Below are 19,568 nucleotides of genomic sequence, written 5' to 3'. Positions count from 1 at the left end.
TGTCACTTCCGGTATCACCCACCGGTGAGATACACATCCATCGACATATCCTGATTGTCGATAAAAAAGATTTTTACCGTTTCATCAGGGATTACGCCCTGATAAATTTCTGAAAGCATCTCGCTTGTGCCATTCCAGTGATTTGCTCGGATTTTTGCTCTTAATATGAAGCGGTAGGTTTCGTCATCAAGCTCAGTAAAACCACTATCAGCATCAAAGCGCCGTTTCCAGCTCCCCTGGTCAAAGCCACCTTTTCGGTATCCAGTGAAAAATAGACCCCTTTTATCAGCGTTTGACAAAACGTGATAAGCCTATCCATTCGCCGACGGCATCCAGTTGTTTACCCGTTGCCGTATCAATACTGAAAAACGCATTAAGCTGTGAGGCTAAGGCTGAAATATCCCTCAAAGAGCGTGTCATTAACTCAATATGTTGTGTAAACTTATCTGCTTGACGATGTTGTGGGGTGATGTACTCGGTGTAATCTCTCATGAGGCCACCACCAGTTTGACGTTATCCTCACGACAACTAACGGCTTCATTAAAAGCCACGATTAAATTTTCTCTTTCACGCTTTCTGGTGTTCTACCAATCTTTAACGACGTAATATCAAACGTTTTCCCTTCTTCATCGCGCAGGTAGATTTGCCGGTGAATAAAGACGGGTCAGATACAGATTGTCGCCAATGAGTTGTTGGTTGATATAGCCTGCAACTTTACGTCGGATTTTATCACCGGTGAGGGTGGTAAACCCCAAAAAAGCGGTTAAGTCGATTTCCACAATGCACATCGACAGTTTTAGGCCGGGAAAAGCGAATCGTAATTGGCATATCGTAACGGTCTTTTACTGTCACGGCGGTATCACCATACGTGCCTGCCCCTGGGGTTTTCTTTTGTGCGATTGCGTTGGCAATCGTGTTGACATCGCCACCGTCCACAATCATCGCAATGGAATGGGGAGAAATACCGTTTTTATCCGTTTTACTAGTGTCATTCTCAAAACCGCGTTGCCTCGTTACCCCTGGTATCAGGCTAATCGCGCCCTGTATACCTTCCAGTACCGTACGTGAAGGGAGTGAGACCGATTTGCGCTGCCGCTCCCGTAATTGATTATCCGTTTCAATCGGCCTACCTTGTGTTGCGGGTTTGGGATTGTTCACCGTTTGCCAGCCTCGTGTGGGCGTGGCTATCTCGGTTATTTCACCCACTAATGCGGTAACACTTCCAGCAACCAGACAAACCGCTGTCACCGTCGCTTCGCCATGGATGTCCAGTGTGACGGTTTCAGGTAATCGCCAGATATTGCCGTTTTTATCCCGTACGCGCCCATTCGTAATCAAAGTGCCGACCTGACCGGTTAACACCACGTCCACATTAGAGTAGCCTGATGCATGACGTGAAATGCCATTAATGGCGACATTATTTGATAGCGCAGCCCCTTTACTGGTACTTGGGCTAAAACTGTTATAGGTGGCGATAAGCGCATTATTCGCATCATGGATGGCTAACGCGTAAATCGCTATCATCTGGCCATCTTTACTGTCCGGCGTTAAATACGCATCCTGCCCATAAATTTGATGAAAAAAATCAGTTAATCGCATCAGTATGCTTTGATAATCGGGCGCACTGATGCCGTCGTCAGTGACTTTCGCTGACAACCCTAACGTATCAAGATTTAACATTATGCCTCGTGGATAAAGGAAGTTTCGCCATATTGGGTTTGTACTTTTGCGGTGATGGTGAGTTTTCGCGCCGTTGAGTCTTGGCTGACATTGAAATCGGTTAACGTGGTTACGCCCTGTGTACCTAGTATGCGCTCTTTGATGGTCATGCCGTAAGCATCAAGATAAGGTTTTCCCAATACCGATTGTAACCAGGGCGTACCTTCCTCACTGTCTAAAAACCATTGCCCCTGCCAGAGTGACAAACGGGTTTTAATCGCCAGAGCGACAGCATCAGGCGTATTGGTTAAAAATGTGTTATCCCCTGACCAAAGCTGTAGTCACCTTTTTCTGTTTCTCGTCGATAACGCATCAATCGCACCCTTTTAATGTTGTTTTTTATTTTTTTCAACTACCTTGATGTCTTCTAACTTTAAGGATGGCTCTTCATTGATTATTAATAAAAAAATCACGCCCATAAGTCGCCATGCGGTTTTTAGTTTGTGTAAATAAGAACCGCCAAAAAAAATGTTAACACTTTCTTTCATTTAATTTACCTCACCTGAATTATCACCACCGGCTTTGACACCTTTGTGGGTATGTGTTTCGTCAATCCGTTTGCCATTAGATGTCAATGTGCCCAAAAATTCAATCGCACCGGTGATTTTTGCAGCCACACCGGAGACCGCCGAACCCACCATACCACCTAACCAACTCAGTAATCCTTTAATGGTGACTCTATCCGAAAATGTAGTCTCTGGTGTCACAATTTCAAGCCCCCCAGGGGCAACAATTTTCATTTTTTGCGTTGTCGGGTTTAATTCAAAATAGGTTGCGCCATCGTCACTTCTTAACTGCATCGCATCCGTGCTAATTTGGCTTATCTTCTGTTTTTGTGATTGCACACCGATGAAAGCGAAGGCATCCGATAAATCATGTTGTCTTGGGTCAATCGCTTCTTGTACTCCGCCGTTTTGCCACCAAAAATCAATGCATCTATCTGCAAAGACCACCAGACACTCATCACCGCTTTTGACGGGGAAAGTCATTGTCACACCGCCACCACGCGGGAACACAACTGGCACGTCAACCAGTAGCGGTAAATTTACCGACTGCACATGCCCTTGGCTATCCGTTAAGGTTCCTTTAATCGCCGGCTGAACCACACAAGTGACTTTGCTGGCATCAAATGACTGAATAATCCCCGGCATCGCAACACGAAGCTGTGATGAGATTGTATGGCGAAAGACTTCAAGTAGTTGTTGTGGGTCACCGGTACGTGCTGCTACAGAAATCGCCATTATCCCACCTTTTTAATATCAATTCGATCATTCGACCCTTTGGCAATACACACCAAGTCCATGTACCACGGTTTACCGCGTGTATCACCGGTGTAAGTGATATTTTTCACAATATAATCCCCATCGGTGGAAAGACTCGCCGGTTGTGAGACAGCGCCTTGCGTTTGCCGCAAATTATTGTCATCGCTTTCACTAATTTTGCTATATCCCAGGGCGATATCACTGTTGGGTAACATCGTCCTATAGATTAACGCCTGGTCAAGACGGATAAGCCCGTTTATTTGGATGTTTGGATTAATCAAACAACGCACATTTACCCCCGCCTCAATCGTTTGCTGAGGAAGACCGATCAAACCGGTTGCGCTATTAAGCACAATTGCCTCTTGGACGTACTTGTTTTCTGGCACCATCACAAGCTGGCCGTTAAGGTATTGCCACGAGGCAAAGCATTGCGCTGCCAGATTATCTGCGGCATTTCTGACCATACCAAAGTACACTTTACCCCGAGGAAAGCGGGTATTATCGAACTCCGGCGTCACCCCTTTGACAATCCCATAAGGCGCAAGCCCTGTGAGTAACGTGTTATGTTGTTCTGACTGAGTATGCCCTGCGCTTAATGTGGTATTGAGTGTGGCATAATCATAAGCCTCGTGCGAGTCAATCGCCTGAACAATCACAAACGTATCGGTGGGGTTATCTCTGCCTGAAATCGTATAGCGGATTTTCCCGGTAAATATCAGACCCACGTTATCCTGATAGCCCGCCATAAGCTGCACGTTAACAAATTCCTCGGCCTGAATTTTGCTAACGGTTTCTTTTTTTAGATTCCAGACTTTAAACACCGCCGTACGAGGGTAACGCGTATCTGGCCAGGTGATATTGAATGTAGTGCGAAAATTTGACAGCTCAATGCCTTCACCCTTTTCATCACTGATAATCAGTGAGCATTTTCGTATCCAGTTTTTTGACATGGAGATAGATTCACTTATTTATCTGCCAGCGCATTAATAATGTCGGCGTATTTCTGCTGAGTTAGCTGCAACGCTTTTTCGAAAGACATAAAAGTATTTTTACGTTCAATTATTTTATTTGCCTGCGGTGTTTTAGGCAGTGATTCACTCATTTTTTTATTCATCATCCCGTCAATCCTCAATCGGTTATCCAGTACAATTTTACGGTTGTGCCCAAGGTATTGGGATTGATGTCGCTTTCCTCATCCGACAGCAAGACAAGCTTCCCTTCACTGATAAGGTGTTGATATTGAGCCAGTAGATTTTCACCTATGACTAGCGGAATACCCTGTATCACTCGTTGATTATCAACCGTGAGTATATCCAGCACCCATCCTGCACTTTCACGCCAGATAAGGTGAAACTGCCAAACAGTATCGGATAGCTTAATCGTAAACTGCTGGTTGGTGGGAGTAAGCGGTATTTCGTTAATTTCCATTTAGCAATCCTAAACCTCGGTTTAAAAGGCTGCGATTATCAACGGGTTTTGGCGTTTTCATACCGGTATTGCTCACACTACCGGTTGTGTTACCTTCTCGCATATTTTTTGCATCGGTAGATTTGATATTAACCGTTTGGGTTTGGGTGATGTTAAGCTCCCGTAAGGTTAATATCGCCATCAACACGGTTTCCGTGTGTTTATCGGTGGTCACTTCGATTGCCCGAATGAGCATATTCTGGTATTTGCGCTTACCTGTTATCACATCAAACGGTTGACGGCTGGCTTGAAGTGATAAAATTTGCTGGTAAATTTCTGGCGCGCTTAACCCAACGCGAATACCCACTTTTGCCGTGTCCCAAAAATCCAACAGCGATCCACTACTTGAAAACCCAACCTCCATCGTGACTTCTGCTGGACGCTTATAAGCGTGATCGGCAATTTCAGCGCCGAGTTCAACCGGATGTTCTGTTATTTCTAACGTATCTTGATGTTTTTCAGAAATCACCACATCCGGTACTAGTAAACCAATTTTGCGCGATCGTTGTGAAAAAAGCGTAGAAAGGATATCCATCAGTAGGCTCGCTGGGTTAATTGTCCAATCAGTCTGGCGTTAACGCCCGTTTGTTTATCGGCAATCGCATTGGCAGTAGAGCGGGGATCTAAGGCACCTTGAACATAAATATTCGTTTCCTGAGCAACTGAATTTCCGCTAGATCCAGGCATGTTGCCTAATACTTTCGGAATGTAATTGCGGGTTTCCTGTGGCATTAACGCCATACCATGCCTTTGCACATTGCCAATCCCCCAATTGTAAGAAGCTAATGTCTTTTCAATATCCCCACCGTTCATCTTAAACAGTTGAGCGAGATAACGCGCGGCCGCTTGCGCTGATTTAACCGGATCAAATACCTCATTCCCGTTTAGCCCAAGATCACGGGCGGTGCCATCCATTAACTGGAATAATCCTTTTGCGCCAGCGCGGGAAATCGCAAACTGATTGCCGCCAGACTCTGTGATGGCCACACTGCGAAGTAAGCCTTCAGGGAGTCGATAAAGCTGCTCCAGTTTGCCCAGTGTCGGTTGTAGCCATCCGAGTAATTGCCTGCCTGATGTACTGGGTTTAGGTCTTCCCGTAGGCACATCAGCGATATTATCCGGTATATTGCCACCTTGATTTTTGTTTGCCCAGCTATTATCAATGCCGAAAAAATCCAAACCGTTACCAATCGCGCGTTTGACTTGACGGGTGTTGTAATCCCATGATGCGTTTGCGCTATCGCTGATATTCTCTTTATCTGAAATCAGATACCCTGCATAGAGACCCCACAATTTCAGCCAGGGTGGGATAGGTAACTTGGCAATTTTGCCAAAAGCCGCTAACACCTTGCTCACCCATGCACCCGCGATAAAAATAGCCAATAGCTCAAGCGCATTTTGCCAACCACCTACCAGGTCAACCAATCCTGTTAATTTTTCACCTAACCACTTAAATGCCGCTTTTACTTGGTTTATTTCACTTTCCCACTTAGACCAGTTGATAAAGGATTTTCCACCTTCTTTCCACGTCTGGTAGTCTTCCCAAAGTAACAGTAAAGCAGCAATCAGGCCGGTGATAATCCCGATGGGCGAGGCAAAAAACGCGCGATTGAGCAACCAGATAGCCGCTGCCAATCCGCTAAAGGTAGTGATGAGGGTTTTAGATTTTTCGTCTAAATTGCGCCACCAATCAAAAACCTGTCCTATCACCTGACTGACTCGCCAGATAACCCGACTCACCATTCCACCGGCCTGATTGCTGCCTTTGATTATACTGGTTAATACCCGCTCAATTTTCGGGAAATTATCCAGTAGTCTTTTTTGGAGATTGTCTATCTCTCTGCTCAATCCCCCTGCAAGATGAGATCCGATTTTATCGCGAAAAATGCCAAACAACCCCGTCAATCCTTTCATCGAGATCATAAACTGGTTTGACTGTTTGGCAGCAAGATCGGCGGTAAATCCCGTTTGCTTGAGCATCCGCTGGTAATCCGCAGAAAAGGCATTAATGCCTCTGCGCATTGCCATTAGCGTATTTTCATCAATGCCGAGTAGTTGAGCATATTGATTGGCGCGGTAATAAGGCATGGAGGTCAGTTTATTACCTACACGGGTAAAAATAGCGCTCATATCCTGCAAATTGCCATTGGCATCTCGGGTCTGCACCCCAAGGCGATTTAAAAACCCCTCCGCACCCGGACTGTTTCTTAAAAATCGTGCCAGATTTTCAAGTGAACCGCTTGCCGCTTCTGCGCTACTACCGGTGAGACTGGCGGCATACCCCAATGCTTTTATGCCGGCGACACTGGCGCCGGTACGCTGTGACGCCCAGTACATCTTATCTAGTCCTGCCGCAATTTGTGTGGTAAACCCCACGACGGCCAGCGCTGCTCCCTCAACAGTCGCCCCCAGTTTGATAACATTGGCACTCACCCCGGTAACAACGGACTGAAATTTTCGCATGCCACTGTCATCAATTTTAAAACCTAGGCTGATGAGAAAGTCCCGCAATGTTTCAGCATTCGCCATGGCGATTCCTCCAACGCGCAATTCGCGCTTCGTTATCTTGCTTAATATCTATCCAATCGTTAATTTCGGCTAAATCTGCCAGGTCAACCGAGCCGTCTTTTAATGCGGTAAAGGGAATGTAGCCATACTCAACGGGGAAGCGTAAAAAATCTTTGCCGTCAGGCAGTGAATCGAGGGTTAGTCCTGCGATGGGAGGCTGGCTGTCTCGTCGCCTTGGGGTGCGTGAAAAAAATTACCGAGGGAGTCTCCAATCACCTGCGCCACAATCTCAAGCAGGCTCTTCAAGTTAATATCATCAAACATCAGTTCACCCTGGCGAAAAATCGGCGTCCATGCCTTGGCATTTTTGCGTGAAACCACGGCTAAACAAGGGTGTAAAATCGCGTTACAGTCTTCATCGCTCATTTGGGCAATGGCATTAGCCATAACAGGTAACACCGCTGCCATTGGCATTTGCCCTTGCTGTAATTTTTGCAATTCACCCGTTAAACCGGATAATACGGGTAATAATTTTCGCGTTACTTTAAGCTGGTCAAAGACACTCAGTTTCGTCGCGCGATACTCGTGACCGTTAATTTCAATTTCCATTAGAATTCTCCTAATAAAGCGTCGATCTTAATGCAGTCAAAAATCCAAGCAAGCACATTCGCCTCTTTTGCATTTTGCAAATCCGGTATTTTCTGAAAAGCACAACTACGCGCGGTGATGATATCGCCGGATACCGGATTACGTATCACAATCACATTATTACCCCAAAGCGCTGATGACACGCTTTGCGCGTTATAGGCGATCATCAGTTTTTTGTTAACAGGCGAGGCTTTAATCAGACTTACGGTTACCGTACCTGACTTCCCCCCGTGTAGTGTGTGCATCCCTTCTCCATCAGCACCAATGGTCATGGTGTTTTTAGCCTCGGTCATCGTCACCACAATGCCCTCTTCTGAGTTGGCTGAACCTGCACCTAAATCTATCACCCCCGTGGGGCCGGTTAGCGTGGCGGAAACATCAATAAAACTATAAGCGGCCATTTTCTCTCCTTATCGAACAATGGTAATCAGGACATCCGCGAAATGCACCGCACCCGCTAACTTACAGGCAACCTGAATCGGCGGCGCTTTGCGTTTCTCTCGTTCAGATTGCGCCTGCTCCGCAAGCGGTTGGATATAGACGTAATACCCTTTGGTGAGCGTATCTCCGCTTGCCAATTGACCTATACTGCCGCCGTTCCAGATACCCGGTGCAAGTAATCCATTAGTGACCGCCTGCGCTAGGGATTGCTCAACATTGGTTAAAAGCGTCGTGCTGCCTTGCTCCGTTTGAGAGACTTTGGTGGTACTGGTATACAAAAGATTGTACAAATTGGTTTGCACAAAATTTTGCAACCAATCCAGGCCGTGGCGTTCATCGAAAAAATCACCATTGGTCATCACGCCTTCCTGCATGATGGCGGTGTCGTTATCGTAATTAACAAACACATTGCAGTTTTTTGCTGCCAGCGTATTCGCCTGAGACGTAGTCAACGTCTCCGCTTTAACACCAGGCTCCTGTTTGAATTTGAGCGTAATGGTGGTGTTATTGCCGCCAAAATTGACAGAAAATGCACGACCAAAAGCAGAGGCTGCTGCATAGGGGGTTGATGAAGAATATTGTGTAAAGACCCGTTGATATTTCGCTTTTTTCAAAATCGAGGCGATATCATCTTCTTTCGTACTATCCAGTACGGCGGTATCTTGCGTAGTGTAACCAAAAATGCGTGAACTGCCGGCCGCACCAATAAAGTTGGCAATACCTTTGACTTCATCGGTAGAAAGGGCAGCGGTTACCACCAGTCCATACCAGTTGCTCGAAAAATCCGCCAAGGTTGTCACCGCCTCAACGATAGTTTCACCGTCCATACCTGAAACAGGGGTTGCGCCACTCTCTTGGGTGAGTTTCAGCAACGCCGATAAATCGGTACCTGATTCCGGTGCGGAAGCAAAACCCACTGCGCTTGTTTTGCCAGCCGTATTCGAGGTGACAACAAAGCGGTGATCACTGTTATTCCACGTCATCGTGGACGTGTTCATTTTTTCACTAATTCTTGCGGCAACCCCGTTTAAATTGGTTTCTTGTGAAAAATCAATACCGGTTAGTTTCACATTCTTGCCATTAACACTGATAACCATTGCACCATCAGTGATCGCGTTGAAGTTGCGGATTTTAGCCTCATCTTCGGACAAAATGCCACCGCGCAATAATGCGGGTGAGGCTGCTTTTACCCAGCGTCCCACGTATAAATCGACGGGCTTTGGTGACTGCTGGTAATAGAGTGAAGCCGCCTGATACTCGGGTGCGGTTGTACCAAAATCATTGGCGACTTCCTCAATATTGGAATACGCCCGTAATCGCTCAAGCGGATCGATAACGGGTGAGTCACCGACAATTAGCAGTGAACCAAAATTACGGCGACTTGCGGCACGCGGTGACATATCAAGCGTGACCTTAACCACCCTTGAAACGGGTAAACCTGTTGACATTATTTGTCTCCCAAAAACGTGACGTGGGCATCTGTCACTGATTTTATGTGATAGCGACGCACCACTTTGCGACGTAGATAAACGGTTATATCAAACCGGTTTACCCACTGATTGTTGATAAGCTCAGGAAACGCCGTAATTTGACTGTGGCTCCCGAGTGTAAGATTGGACTTATTCAGTTCCGCGTTATTTTGACTGAGCATAATGCCATCTCGAAAACGGGCGGCATAGACCATGCCGTCTTTTCCGTAGAAAGAGGCCATACACGTTAAGGTCTCGTACTGCCAAAGTTCGCTTAGTTCATCACGTTGATTGACCATGGAGGGGTTTGGCTCACTGGTAATATCAATGATACCGAAGGCACACCAGTTAGTATCAGGGGATGGCAACGGTGCCGGATCGCGTTGCCAGCGGGGTAAAACATGTTTCGCTGGCAATCCAGAAACGCCACAAACCCAAAGACTTAACAGACGATTTAAGCCTTCATTATACAGGGCATTCTCATCAAAGGGCGTTAGCCATCCCGCCTCCGTACTGCTGTTATTGCTCATGAGAGATTCCTCCGTCAAACGGCATCAGTTCACAATGCGCCTGAACAAATCCCGCGCCATAAGCAGTGTAAGGATCCACGGATTTCACCAGATATTTGCGCCCCTGATAGGTAACTATATCGCCAATATGATGGGTTTCACCGGCTATTAATCGGGTGGTGGTCACCACCAATATTCGACCACTAACGAGTTGTCCGGATGTGCGTATTTGCGCTTCAATTGAACTATCTACAGTAACGACACCTGAAAAAGGGTAAGTACTTTCTTTTGTCGAGGTAATACCTTCATCATCAATCAAAATTTCCCGTCGTGTGTAAGTGAGCGAGGTATCGCAAAAATCTGGATCAAAAAGCACATCGGTTACATCAAGCATTGGCATTTTTCTTTCTCACTAAATAGGTGATTGCACGCCGATAGGTTCCTGTATCAATCAGTGGTCTGGCATTGGCATTATCCGGCGGTAAACCGGCTTTTCGATTTTCAAGCGCTTGTGCCGCACCTTTGCGTCCCCGTCTTGCCCGGGCAGCTAATGTACTGTCAGCCAGTGGGGTAAAATTGCTTTGGGTAATGACGGTCTGTACCCCTTGAACGGCGATTTGACCTGCTCGATTTAATCCTTGCTCTGCTTTATCCGGTTGAGAATCCAAAATGGCTTTAGCGGCTATTTTAAGTTCCGCGCTAGTTTTGGTGTGCACTGAACGAATACCCGGTATTAGATGGGGTCTTGCCGGAATGTTTTTAGCGGGCGAACCAAATTCGTTGAGATATCCAATCGCCGCATTGCTAAAGGAAATATCCTCGCGTTCACTCTTTTCAGCCGGAATACCGACTAGCACGTCCTGTTTGCCAAGTTGAGTAAGGGCATCAAATAATTTACCCGTGTTGTCAATGCTTAAGGTGACGCCACTTTTCATAATTGCCGTCCCCCTGCGCCAAACATCAGTACCCACTGATAAAACTCCGCGCCAAATCGGGTATTATTCCAAAATCCCGCATTGGGGTTGAGTGTCATACTGTTGTCATAACTGACGCTGACCTTATCCACTGACTTAGCGGTTGCCACGCCTGAACTTGATCCCCCGACTCCCCCTGCCTGTAAAGATCGTGTATCCATGGCATAAAGCGTGAGATAATGCGCAACAAATAACCCCACCCAGTACGGAAAAACATCACTCCCTGAAACATTTTCACTGAGAAATTTGTCTGCTAAATTTAAACGAAGCTGAATTTGCGCGTCAGGAAATTTAACCGCATCCTGAAACGGGGGAAAATCATTACGGAATTGCTGTATCGTTGGCAGGTGTTTGTTCCGTTGGCTCATCAATACCCTCTTTATTTTCAGTTTCCTGGTTGATTTTCTCTTTCCCTTTTTTCCCGGTCTTGGTACTCACGTTTTCGTTGGTTTGCGCTTTAACGGGATTAAGCACGATGCTATGTACCTTGGCAAACCAATGCTCCGCCGTGCTTTTACTGACCTCATGAATACCCACATCAAAATCGGTTCGATCACCCGATTCATGAGTAAGCGTAAAAGGGGTATGTACCTGAATTTTCATAATCAACCTCTAAAAATGAAGCCCCATATTGGGGCTTAGATACCATCACAGTAAGCAAGTGTTTCCGGATAAACCGCTTCAACCGCACCCAGACGACCATAATAAGTCACCAGTTGATACAATCCGCGGTATTGGATAGGGATACTCTGTAACGGTACCATTGGGAAGCGAACATACTGTTTATCATTGGTATACGCGATCATGCGATCTTTGTTGCTGACACCTCGCCCTTTTAACCATTTCACCGCATAAATATTGAGTGGCACTCCGTTTTGATGATACGCAATGGTATTAGTTTTGAGATATGTCAGTAATGACTGGTTACCCGCACTAGAGACGATAACACTAGATATGTGAGCAAACTGTTCTGGCGGAATAAGTAAGTCTGTGGGAACCATCGAGTAAGCCGATGCAGCCCATGCATCGCTTAAGATTTTGTTGATACTGTCGCGAATTTCATCGGCAGTCGACTGGCTCCACGCTTTGGCAGCATTGTTAGTCTTGATATTGTCAAGATTGAGCAAGCCTTTAATACCCAATCCGGTATCACCAATATAGACCTGTTCGTCCATATCCATATTCCATTTCAAACGCATCCCTTCATGTTTCTGTGCATCCACGGGGCGACCTACTTGTCTGGCGGACTGTAATTCCACGACCGTCCAGCCCAGCTCCATTCCCCAAAGCGGCAAAGGGAAGCCATATTTTTGAATATCAATATTGACACCCGCTAATGCGGTGGAATCTATGCTAATCCAGTTTTTACCGTTAGGATTAGCGCCACTGCCTGCTGCTGCAAATCCTGTACGGGTAAAGCTCGAAATTTCATCCGCAATCGAGACATCTTCACGACGTTGGACATCCCGACTGTTGGTGTATTGCACCAAAGGCATATTAATCGTTTGGTCTAAACGCTCGAGTTCCCCAATCAAAAAAGCACCGGTTGAGTCAAACGTGCGTTGGTCATATGTTAACATGGGTTAATTCCTTAAATTTTGTACGAGATTTCAACGTTGCCGTCAGCATCACCGTGGCCGGTAAACTCAGCATTCGCCAATATCACGGTATTGATTTTTTCTGACGCCCCTGACCCCGTTTTTTCTTCGGCAATCAAAATAGCACCCAGTGGGCTTTTATCCGTTGCTCCTGCCACTCGCACATAGACCTTGGCGCCTTTTTTAACCTGTTGACTATCCACGCCAACATTCACCACGACATAGCCTCGCTTTAGCGCATCGCCGGTAAAGTTCTTTTCAGTGCCAACCTGCCGGATAAAATCTTGTGTTTGCGTGGTGGGATACGGGCGAATATAAATGCCTTTGATAACGTCTGCGGTATCATTTTCAGCAAGCGGCACAAAATAATCGCCGTCATATTTCCCTGCCAAGCCATAGGCGGGAAAACCATCTTTAGATTTTAGTAACACCGGTTCAGTGGTTAAATCACGGTAACGGGAGATTGCACCGGCGATACCCACTGGCATCCGGTATAAATAAGGTTTCATCATCATCATAGATTTTTACCTCGTGTCGCCCAAAATTCGGCATTTGACTTGTTTAAATCCGCAATCGCATTGCCGGATTTTCGGATTGAATCGATAGTGGGGGTATTGGCGATATTGCGGTTTTTCGAAAGTTCTGCGACCGCATTAAACGCCATATCCACGGTGCGCCTGGGTAAGCGGTTAATTTCCGCATCGCCGACAATAGCGCGCACAATAGTTTGGTCTGCATTGGCTAACACCTGACGTTTAAAGGCCGTGGGTTTTACCGGTGTTGAAAGGGCTACCCCTGGCATAATCAACTCTGCTTTATATGCCGCATCGCCGGTGATGGTTTCTGCCTTTTCGTTTTTTTCCTCGTCATCAACAGTACCTGTTGTTTTATCCTCCGGTTTATCGCCACTATCAGCGGTTTTACCCTCAAGGGCATCTAACCTTGTCAAAATGGCTTGAATGTAATCCGGTACCGCCTCATCACGGGTCAATTCTTCGGGTTTTTCCGCTGGCATCGGATGTTGCGGACTAATATTAATGTTGATTGCCTTGGGTAATTCACCCGTGCCTTCATCCCCAGTAAGGGATTCAGGCGGATTATTTAAGGCTGATTCCATGGCTACGGCGTCTTTCGTGCGATGGGCACTTAGCAGCCGTTTGAACCAGGTTTGTGTTTTGTTTGACATACTGTCTCCAATTGCACATCGTATTCCCGCTCGGCCTTTAGGTACCAGAGCGACATGATTGCCAACGATTTCATACTGACGGGCGATGCCAGGCGCAATCTGTTCGTATTGCGCGTCATAGCCACACGAGACTTCGTCGTTGCCGTGATTAATTTCCTCGATTGCGAGCGCATCTTTGATAATTAAATCCGCGATTATCAAATCCGCCTGTTCACCCTCTCCGCGTCTCACATTTTGCACATGCCCTTGCGCCAAATCGCGCCAGTTGTCGGTATCCACAAAAATCACATTGCCTTCTGCATCTTCGGGGTGGCTCAACGTGACGCTCATCCCCTCAAAAGAGGCCAGCGTTTCAGGACGAAAGACTTCATCTTCGCTTCTTTCAACTAGAATTTGGCCACGATTGTCAGGCGTCAGATTCGGCAAATCCAATGCGGAGTAAACTTGCGTGCCTGTTCGAGCTATCGGTACGTTTTTACACAATAGCGAGCCATCCGCCATTTGGTAACGGGTGTTACCAAGACGGGTTTTAAAGAAATATTTCATATTTTTTTCATTCAGAAAAAGAGACTTCACAATAACAGCGGCAATTCGGCAACGCACCCGCGTGCCCTGTCATCCCGTCAAGTGTGGGTGGGTTATGCCAATCAATAAATTGACCTTCCAGTTTTTTATGCGAATGGCGTACATCACCATCATTAGCCGTGCGCCAGATATAGCCTGTTGAGCCTATCGCTAATGCTCTCGCTTGTGTCAGTGCTTGTGTTGCGCGACCTAACTCGGTGCGGGCTATCATTTTTGCCCGCGATGCCGTCACATTGCCGGAATTCGCTATCATTGCGGTAAAATGTTCAGGGCGCTCACCGTTCACAACCGCCTCAATCGCCCGGTTTTGAATGTCATAGACTCTATCGGCAGCCTCAATCGGTAAGGATTTGATATACTTGATTTGCTCATGAACAAGTGATTGCATCACATGACCTATTGGCGCTTGAGCAATCAACTGTTTGAGTTCTTTGCTCATTTCACGGCTAGTTTGCTGCCACAATCTCGCGTTGTCTTGTGATACCGTGTCGACAAATTTTGTCGCTATCCGCTTTGCCCAGCTATCAATGAGTGCGCTGTAATCCGCTAATGCTTGCTGAATCTCCAGCACTGAATCATTCGTTCCGTCGTAACGCTGATTGATGATAGCCCCAATTTCGTGGGCGACCTTACTCAGGCTCATTCGATATTGGGTTTCCGCCCGTTTTGACCGTTGGTGCGTGGACAGAACTGAGCCTTGGCGGTGCTTCTTCTTCCGCATTCGCTATGTCCTCATCGGTGATGGTACTGCCTATACTGATTACATCGGACAAATCCCGTAGCGAGGACATGGCCGCTTTTACTGACAGCATGCCGCCATCCTGCGCGGCATTGAGCGCATTAATCATGTTAACCGCGACGTTAGACTTATCCATGTCTGACATTTGCCACAGCGGATTAAAGGCAAAACTAAAATCATCCGGTAAGGGTTCACCTAATGCCGATTGATGGAGGATTTCAAAGAGTTTGCGTAACGGTTGCTTGAGTCGCCTTGCTTGTTGTGTCGCGATATTGTCATAATAGTTAGCTAAATCCGCATCGCCGGTATTGAACCCTGACGGTGATTGACCAAACAATCGGACTAAGGGAATACCAGTTGCCCCACTGATTTGCTCAGCAAAGCGCGCCAGCACGTTATCCAATCCTGAAAACGAGTAGCTATGCGTTTCAAATTCATCGTCAGAATCCATCAGCGTCATCCCTTCATTACTTTGGTACTGACGTATCATGTCCATGTGCTTCATCAGTGCTTCATAACGTTGACCACCGGTGCCAATGATTTCACGTAATTTTGTTACCTTAAAAGTTCGTAAATGCGCTTTGTATACCAGTTGCGCAATACCGGTTGTGGTGCTGTCAAAGGCGGTTAACCGGTCAAAAATACGTTCAATGACCGACATGCCCCACTCATTCTCGGTTTTGGCTTGCTGATAAGGGAGCGTCACCCCATCAAAACGGATCAAGCGGCTATGATGCACTTTCCAGGCGGGGATACCATTCTCAACAGTCACAATGTCGTAGAACTCTGGCTTGCCTAAGTCCTTGCTTAACGTTTTGATACGACGATTCAAATCGGGGTTAACCTGCCAACGGTCAAGCGGTAAAATCCCTTTAAATTTACCTTGCCCTATCGTCTCGACGCGCAAGGGGGTTGAAGGCGCTTGCCCTTCTATCATAATAAGCCCTAATGCGCCGCCGTAGAGCCGTGACCACTTAATGGCGTTATTCAGGCTTTCCCATATTTCCAGTTCATCAAATAAGGATTCGATTGCACCTTTATCGCTCGACTCCATTTGCGAGGTGATCCGCACGCCTTTTCGGGTCATGTCATCAGCGACGGTATCGACCGCCGCACCAATGATCCACGATGAGCGGTAGGCATATTCCAGTAACAACCGGTTTCGACTTGTCCAATCAGGGCGATAAGTGGAATCAGCATGTTGATTGGGTGTTTGCATCCCGACCCGGGCGGTAAAATTCTCATACCCATCAACCGTTCTTTGATGACGTGATTTTTTCTTTTTTGTCATGCGTTTCTACCCAATAATGACCAAATTTCAAGTGCCGTATTCATCGGCGCAAAATTAATCATCACCGAATCCGCCAGATTGGGTGATTTTGTCCCATCCGGTTGTTTATCTATCACGATTTTCCCCACGGCGTTAATGGAATAGGTTGGCTGCGATAGCTCAACAATCAGTTTGTCTTTGAGTCGCATTGCACTATTAATGGCAATGAGTTCATCCGGTTTAAATGGCTGTTTTTCGACTACCGCTCGGTAAACATTTTGAAAGCGTTTGCGTAAATGCCACCAACTTTGTGCTTTGGCATTGGCGAAAAAATCCTTGTTTAATCGCGCATTCTGGCCGTCAAATCCAGCGACTGCCTCCTCCTCGGGATCAAACACGCCACCACTGCCGCGAAACGGCACCGCGTCGATGCGTGTCGCTCTTTTTTGTCTGCGCTGGTCATTGATAATTCGCGCATCGCCTCGTACACCTGCCCCGAGTCCATCTTCATCAAAGCGAAAACTTTCAAGCTGATATTTATCGGCTAAATTGAACACCTGCTCAACGCTGCCAAAAATATCACTGCCTTTTCCCGACCATTCCTCAATACCTTCAAGCAAGAAGCCATGGCGCCAAGAAAAAGCGTTCTTGTCTCTGCCTTCGTCCGCCACATCAAAGGCACCCAGGCGAATACCGGTTGGGTTAATGCCAAGTTTCGTGTGGGCATCAATCGCCGCCTGTACCCATTCTGCCGGAATCAACACTCCTTCAACCGACGCCTGATAGTTCAAATCCAACTCTTGCGCCACAATGACCGGATTATCAATTTTCTGGCACTCTTTTTCGTACCACTGCTCATCTTTACGGGGGTCACTGCGCCAATGAAAGGTAAACACCGGAATACGGCCACTATGACGTTTTTGAGCAAACGGATTAGCCATGCCATTGACCGAGCTTAAATCAATGCGACAACGTGTCGTTTGCGATAAGGCGGCATCAATCAGTAACGGACGAGGCAAAAAAGCGGCTTCATCGACAAAATAGAGTGTCGTGCGGTCACCCCGTCCGATATTATCCCCTGCTTCACCTTTGATAATTGCTCCCGTATTTGGAAAGTTGACCCGCATATAAGGCGCATGCTTTTTCGCTTCCCATCCCCCTCTGAACTCTTGAGGGAGCGTTTCAACAAATTTACGCGCTTTCCAAAATAGCGCTTTCGGGTCACCGGTGCTGTCAACGTACTCTTCTTTGCGTGACCCAAAGCCAATCACCATTTCATTGTTGAAGAGACACAACGCACAGGCTAACGCAATTGACGTCCAGCTTAACCCCATCTCGCGGCTTTTTTCGGTAATACCATTTTCACGCCCACGCCAACGGGTCATTATCCAATCAATCCATTCTTCCTGTTTGGGGAACAACAAAAACGGGATGGTGACCGGTAGCCTATAATCAATGTTACGTGGGTCTGTGGTCATGCCCCAGTCGATAATAAACTGCGCGGGATTGTCCTTGTAAAATCGGGTTAATGGTTTAAGTCTTTCGGGCTGCTCACGAAGGCGTTTTAATCGCTCAGCGCGCCACTCAAACACCTGGACATAATCCGGTTTTTTAAAGTCAAAAGGAAACGGTAAAGGCATGGAAATTTGTCCGGGAAAAGGGGAGTCAAAAAAATATATCGCACATAAATGCGTACATAAAAAATATAAAATAGGAAGTTAATTTACATAATATATTGATATTAATTGATACTTTTACTTTAACATTATTTGTAGTAGAAATAATATATCCATTTTAACCCGTTACCCCATCAATTTTTTATAGGCTTCTGCTGCCTGTTCAGGGGTCATGTCATGGGTAATATACTCGATATGATTACCCTCTTTTCCTGTGTGCTCATTACTGACCTGTTCACGAAAAGCCTGAACAGTGATATGCTTGCCGAGTAATTCAAGGTTCTTGATTTTATCCGGCCACTTTATCTTTTTAAGCAACGCATCTTTGCCTTTCACCTGAATAGTCGCTATATCCAAACCGCTTAATGTTGTTCGCCAGACTTTAGGCCATTCTTTTATTGGTTTTAAATCGCCTGACTCGTTCAGAATGTCTAATACGTCCATCTGGTCGATATCAACCAGTCGCTTAAGAACGTAGTCAGCATTAACCTCAATGCGATTTTTGCGCTCCTCCATGAGGTCTTGTATGCGTTTTTGGATGTCTAGTTTTGTAACGTTCTCACTCCCTATTCTACGGGCTGTTTTTTCGCTATAGCCTGCTCTTATTGCCGCCTGTGTTGCGTTTAAATCAATCAGATACTCTCGACAAAAGGCTTCCTGTTTATCTGTGAGAGTCATAATAGCTACCTTACTTAATGTTTATTTTTAGCCGCACTCTTCGCCCATCGTTTAGCCTGATTGAGACAATCCGCTATCATCTTTCCTCGTCTGCTAGCTGGCTGTTTGCGGTAATACCGGATAGCTTCACTTGTGGCTAAGCTAGCGACAGAAGAAGAAAAGCCGAGCTTGATTAACTCGGCCTTAACATTGGCTTCGATGAATTGCTCAGGAGTCATCCTTCTAACCTCATGCTCCCACCAATTAAATCAAGGGGGATTTGAGATAACTCCATTACTGTTTTTTCAGCTTTTTTAAGAATGGGTAAATCATCTTGACGCTTACGTAATCGACGACCAGCATCCGAAGAGTCTTTATCAGACTCTTTTCTGGCTGTAGCAACAATATTTTGTAATTGCTCAATAGTAAAAGCTAATCCTTTATTTTCTTCCAACTCCGTCATGTAGTCATAGATTTTAGCCTGCAACTCATAGCTGTAGCTCATTGCCATTAGACAGGCTTCACGTTTTGGAAATCGGTAAATTTTTCGAATAGACTGGGCACCGTTTCCAGTGGTGAAAATATCATCAGCTAAAAATTTAGCAGATGTTTCTCCAAGAACTTTGGGTACTTTTGCCATAAAATTATTGTGCTGTAATTTACGATATTTTTTGCAAGGAAACGTTAATGCTTCTGCTTCCGCTTTTGATTTCCGGTCAGCATTAATGTAATCCACCATTTCCAGACTGGTCATTGTTGGCATTTCTGTTACTAAAAAATTGTCATTTTTAGTTGTTACTAATTTCATCGTACTTTTCCTTATAGACAATCGAACCTGCGCGCACAGAACAGCCGCCCAC

The 19,568-nt window shown here is 46.2% G+C and carries 27 protein-coding genes and 2 pseudogenes; all 29 read right to left on the bottom strand.

The genetic code is table 11. The features are described from left to right. Positions 1 to 14 precede the first annotated feature (14 nt). Complete coding sequence (locus AYJ55_RS34465) at positions 15 to 299, bottom strand: baseplate wedge 1 family protein (protein ID WP_281181105.1); 285 nt, start codon at positions 297 to 299, stop codon at positions 15 to 17. Beyond that, positions 286 to 492: a baseplate wedge 1 family protein gene (locus AYJ55_RS34460; RefSeq protein WP_281181104.1), complete on the bottom strand. Its 207-nt coding sequence runs from the start codon at positions 490 to 492 to the stop codon at positions 286 to 288. The genes AYJ55_RS34465 and AYJ55_RS34460 overlap by 14 nt, the downstream gene beginning before the upstream one ends. Next, positions 489 to 1,680, bottom strand: a pseudogene (locus AYJ55_RS07460) (baseplate J/gp47 family protein). The gene AYJ55_RS34460 and the pseudogene AYJ55_RS07460 overlap by 4 nt, the downstream one beginning before the upstream one ends. After that, a pseudogene (locus AYJ55_RS07455) lies at positions 1,680 to 2,032 on the bottom strand (contractile injection system sheath initiator). Before AYJ55_RS07455 ends, AYJ55_RS07460 begins: the two co-directional pseudogenes overlap by 1 nt. A gap of 13 nt (positions 2,033 to 2,045) precedes the next feature. Next, the gene (locus tag AYJ55_RS30585) at positions 2,046 to 2,207 is read right to left on the bottom strand and encodes a hypothetical protein (RefSeq protein WP_187153199.1); all 162 of its coding nucleotides are present in this window, start codon (positions 2,205 to 2,207) and stop codon (positions 2,046 to 2,048) included. Further along, positions 2,208 to 2,960: a Gp138 family membrane-puncturing spike protein gene (locus AYJ55_RS07450; RefSeq protein ID WP_063655246.1), complete on the bottom strand. Its 753-nt coding sequence runs from the start codon at positions 2,958 to 2,960 to the stop codon at positions 2,208 to 2,210. It abuts the gene before it with no gap. Next, entirely contained in the window at positions 2,960 to 3,931 is a 972-nt protein-coding gene (locus AYJ55_RS07445) for a phage protein (RefSeq protein WP_063655244.1), read from the bottom strand. Before AYJ55_RS07445 ends, AYJ55_RS07450 begins: the two co-directional genes overlap by 1 nt. 14 nt (positions 3,932 to 3,945) lie before the next feature. Beyond that, positions 3,946 to 4,083: a hypothetical protein gene (locus tag AYJ55_RS30580; protein ID WP_187153198.1), complete on the bottom strand. Its 138-nt coding sequence runs from the start codon at positions 4,081 to 4,083 to the stop codon at positions 3,946 to 3,948. A 26-nt stretch (positions 4,084 to 4,109) separates the two neighbouring features. Next, on the bottom strand, positions 4,110 to 4,409 hold the full coding sequence (locus AYJ55_RS07440) for a phage baseplate plug family protein (RefSeq protein ID WP_063655242.1): 300 nt from the start codon (positions 4,407 to 4,409) through the stop codon (positions 4,110 to 4,112). Next, a complete protein-coding gene (locus AYJ55_RS07435; RefSeq protein ID WP_063655240.1) occupies positions 4,399 to 4,983 on the bottom strand; it encodes a phage baseplate protein in 585 nt (194 codons plus the stop codon). The genes AYJ55_RS07440 and AYJ55_RS07435 overlap by 11 nt, the downstream gene beginning before the upstream one ends. Then, complete coding sequence (locus tag AYJ55_RS07430; protein WP_063655238.1) at positions 4,983 to 6,977, bottom strand: transglycosylase SLT domain-containing protein; 1,995 nt, start codon at positions 6,975 to 6,977, stop codon at positions 4,983 to 4,985. The genes AYJ55_RS07435 and AYJ55_RS07430 overlap by 1 nt, the downstream gene beginning before the upstream one ends. After that, positions 6,964 to 7,143, bottom strand: coding sequence for a DUF6889 family protein (locus AYJ55_RS32805; RefSeq protein WP_074167969.1), 180 nt, complete (start codon positions 7,141 to 7,143; stop codon positions 6,964 to 6,966). The genes AYJ55_RS07430 and AYJ55_RS32805 overlap by 14 nt, the downstream gene beginning before the upstream one ends. A gap of 11 nt (positions 7,144 to 7,154) precedes the next feature. Beyond that, on the bottom strand, positions 7,155 to 7,565 hold the full coding sequence (locus tag AYJ55_RS07425) for a phage tail assembly chaperone (protein ID WP_063655236.1): 411 nt from the start codon (positions 7,563 to 7,565) through the stop codon (positions 7,155 to 7,157). Continuing rightward, positions 7,565 to 8,005 (bottom strand): phage structural protein, encoded by a 441-nt coding sequence (locus AYJ55_RS07420; protein ID WP_063655234.1) that lies wholly within the window; start codon positions 8,003 to 8,005, stop codon positions 7,565 to 7,567. Before AYJ55_RS07420 ends, AYJ55_RS07425 begins: the two co-directional genes overlap by 1 nt. A gap of 9 nt (positions 8,006 to 8,014) precedes the next feature. Further along, complete coding sequence (locus AYJ55_RS07415; protein ID WP_063655232.1) at positions 8,015 to 9,493, bottom strand: DUF3383 domain-containing protein; 1,479 nt, start codon at positions 9,491 to 9,493, stop codon at positions 8,015 to 8,017. Further along, the gene (locus AYJ55_RS07410; RefSeq protein ID WP_063655230.1) at positions 9,493 to 10,044 is read right to left on the bottom strand and encodes a phage neck terminator protein; all 552 of its coding nucleotides are present in this window, start codon (positions 10,042 to 10,044) and stop codon (positions 9,493 to 9,495) included. Before AYJ55_RS07410 ends, AYJ55_RS07415 begins: the two co-directional genes overlap by 1 nt. Beyond that, positions 10,034 to 10,423 (bottom strand): hypothetical protein, encoded by a 390-nt coding sequence (locus AYJ55_RS07405; RefSeq protein ID WP_063655228.1) that lies wholly within the window; start codon positions 10,421 to 10,423, stop codon positions 10,034 to 10,036. The genes AYJ55_RS07410 and AYJ55_RS07405 overlap by 11 nt, the downstream gene beginning before the upstream one ends. Further along, a complete protein-coding gene (locus AYJ55_RS07400) occupies positions 10,410 to 10,958 on the bottom strand; it encodes a hypothetical protein (RefSeq protein ID WP_063655226.1) in 549 nt (182 codons plus the stop codon). The genes AYJ55_RS07405 and AYJ55_RS07400 overlap by 14 nt, the downstream gene beginning before the upstream one ends. Continuing rightward, the gene (locus AYJ55_RS07395; RefSeq protein WP_063655224.1) at positions 10,955 to 11,365 is read right to left on the bottom strand and encodes a DUF4054 domain-containing protein; all 411 of its coding nucleotides are present in this window, start codon (positions 11,363 to 11,365) and stop codon (positions 10,955 to 10,957) included. The genes AYJ55_RS07400 and AYJ55_RS07395 overlap by 4 nt, the downstream gene beginning before the upstream one ends. Continuing rightward, on the bottom strand, positions 11,319 to 11,600 hold the full coding sequence (locus AYJ55_RS07390; protein ID WP_063655222.1) for an STY1053 family phage-associated protein: 282 nt from the start codon (positions 11,598 to 11,600) through the stop codon (positions 11,319 to 11,321). The genes AYJ55_RS07395 and AYJ55_RS07390 overlap by 47 nt, the downstream gene beginning before the upstream one ends. A gap of 35 nt (positions 11,601 to 11,635) precedes the next feature. Further along, positions 11,636 to 12,577 (bottom strand): DUF2184 domain-containing protein, encoded by a 942-nt coding sequence (locus tag AYJ55_RS07385; protein WP_063655221.1) that lies wholly within the window; start codon positions 12,575 to 12,577, stop codon positions 11,636 to 11,638. A gap of 11 nt (positions 12,578 to 12,588) precedes the next feature. After that, positions 12,589 to 13,107 carry a structural cement protein Gp24 gene (locus AYJ55_RS07380; protein WP_425393781.1) on the bottom strand — a complete coding sequence of 173 codons (519 nt, stop codon included), beginning with the start codon at positions 13,105 to 13,107 and terminating at the stop codon, positions 12,589 to 12,591. A gap of 2 nt (positions 13,108 to 13,109) precedes the next feature. Next, positions 13,110 to 14,327, bottom strand: a complete 1,218-nt coding sequence (locus tag AYJ55_RS07375) for a DUF2213 domain-containing protein (RefSeq protein WP_063655293.1) — start codon at positions 14,325 to 14,327, stop codon at positions 13,110 to 13,112. A gap of 7 nt (positions 14,328 to 14,334) precedes the next feature. Next, on the bottom strand, positions 14,335 to 15,009 hold the full coding sequence (locus AYJ55_RS07370) for a phage head morphogenesis protein (RefSeq protein WP_245677303.1): 675 nt from the start codon (positions 15,007 to 15,009) through the stop codon (positions 14,335 to 14,337). Further along, positions 14,996 to 16,396, bottom strand: a complete 1,401-nt coding sequence (locus tag AYJ55_RS07365; protein WP_063655220.1) for a DUF1073 domain-containing protein — start codon at positions 16,394 to 16,396, stop codon at positions 14,996 to 14,998. Before AYJ55_RS07365 ends, AYJ55_RS07370 begins: the two co-directional genes overlap by 14 nt. Then, positions 16,393 to 18,015, bottom strand: a complete 1,623-nt coding sequence (locus AYJ55_RS07360) for a terminase large subunit (protein ID WP_063655219.1) — start codon at positions 18,013 to 18,015, stop codon at positions 16,393 to 16,395. The genes AYJ55_RS07365 and AYJ55_RS07360 overlap by 4 nt, the downstream gene beginning before the upstream one ends. A 162-nt stretch (positions 18,016 to 18,177) precedes the next feature. Next, a complete protein-coding gene (locus tag AYJ55_RS07355) occupies positions 18,178 to 18,729 on the bottom strand; it encodes a terminase small subunit (protein ID WP_063655218.1) in 552 nt (183 codons plus the stop codon). Positions 18,730 to 18,743: 14 nt separating this feature from the next. Then, entirely contained in the window at positions 18,744 to 18,947 is a 204-nt protein-coding gene (locus AYJ55_RS07350; protein WP_063653409.1) for a hypothetical protein, read from the bottom strand. Continuing rightward, entirely contained in the window at positions 18,944 to 19,516 is a 573-nt protein-coding gene (locus AYJ55_RS07345; RefSeq protein ID WP_063655217.1) for a hypothetical protein, read from the bottom strand. The genes AYJ55_RS07350 and AYJ55_RS07345 overlap by 4 nt, the downstream gene beginning before the upstream one ends. Between the last annotated feature and the right edge of the window lie 52 nt (positions 19,517 to 19,568).

The organism is Candidatus Arsenophonus triatominarum (assembly GCF_001640365.1).
GTDB lineage: Bacteria > Pseudomonadota > Gammaproteobacteria > Enterobacterales > Enterobacteriaceae > Arsenophonus > Arsenophonus triatominarum.
The sequence above is the reverse complement of the archived record's forward strand: the minus strand, read 5'-3'. Positions and strand labels throughout refer to the sequence as shown.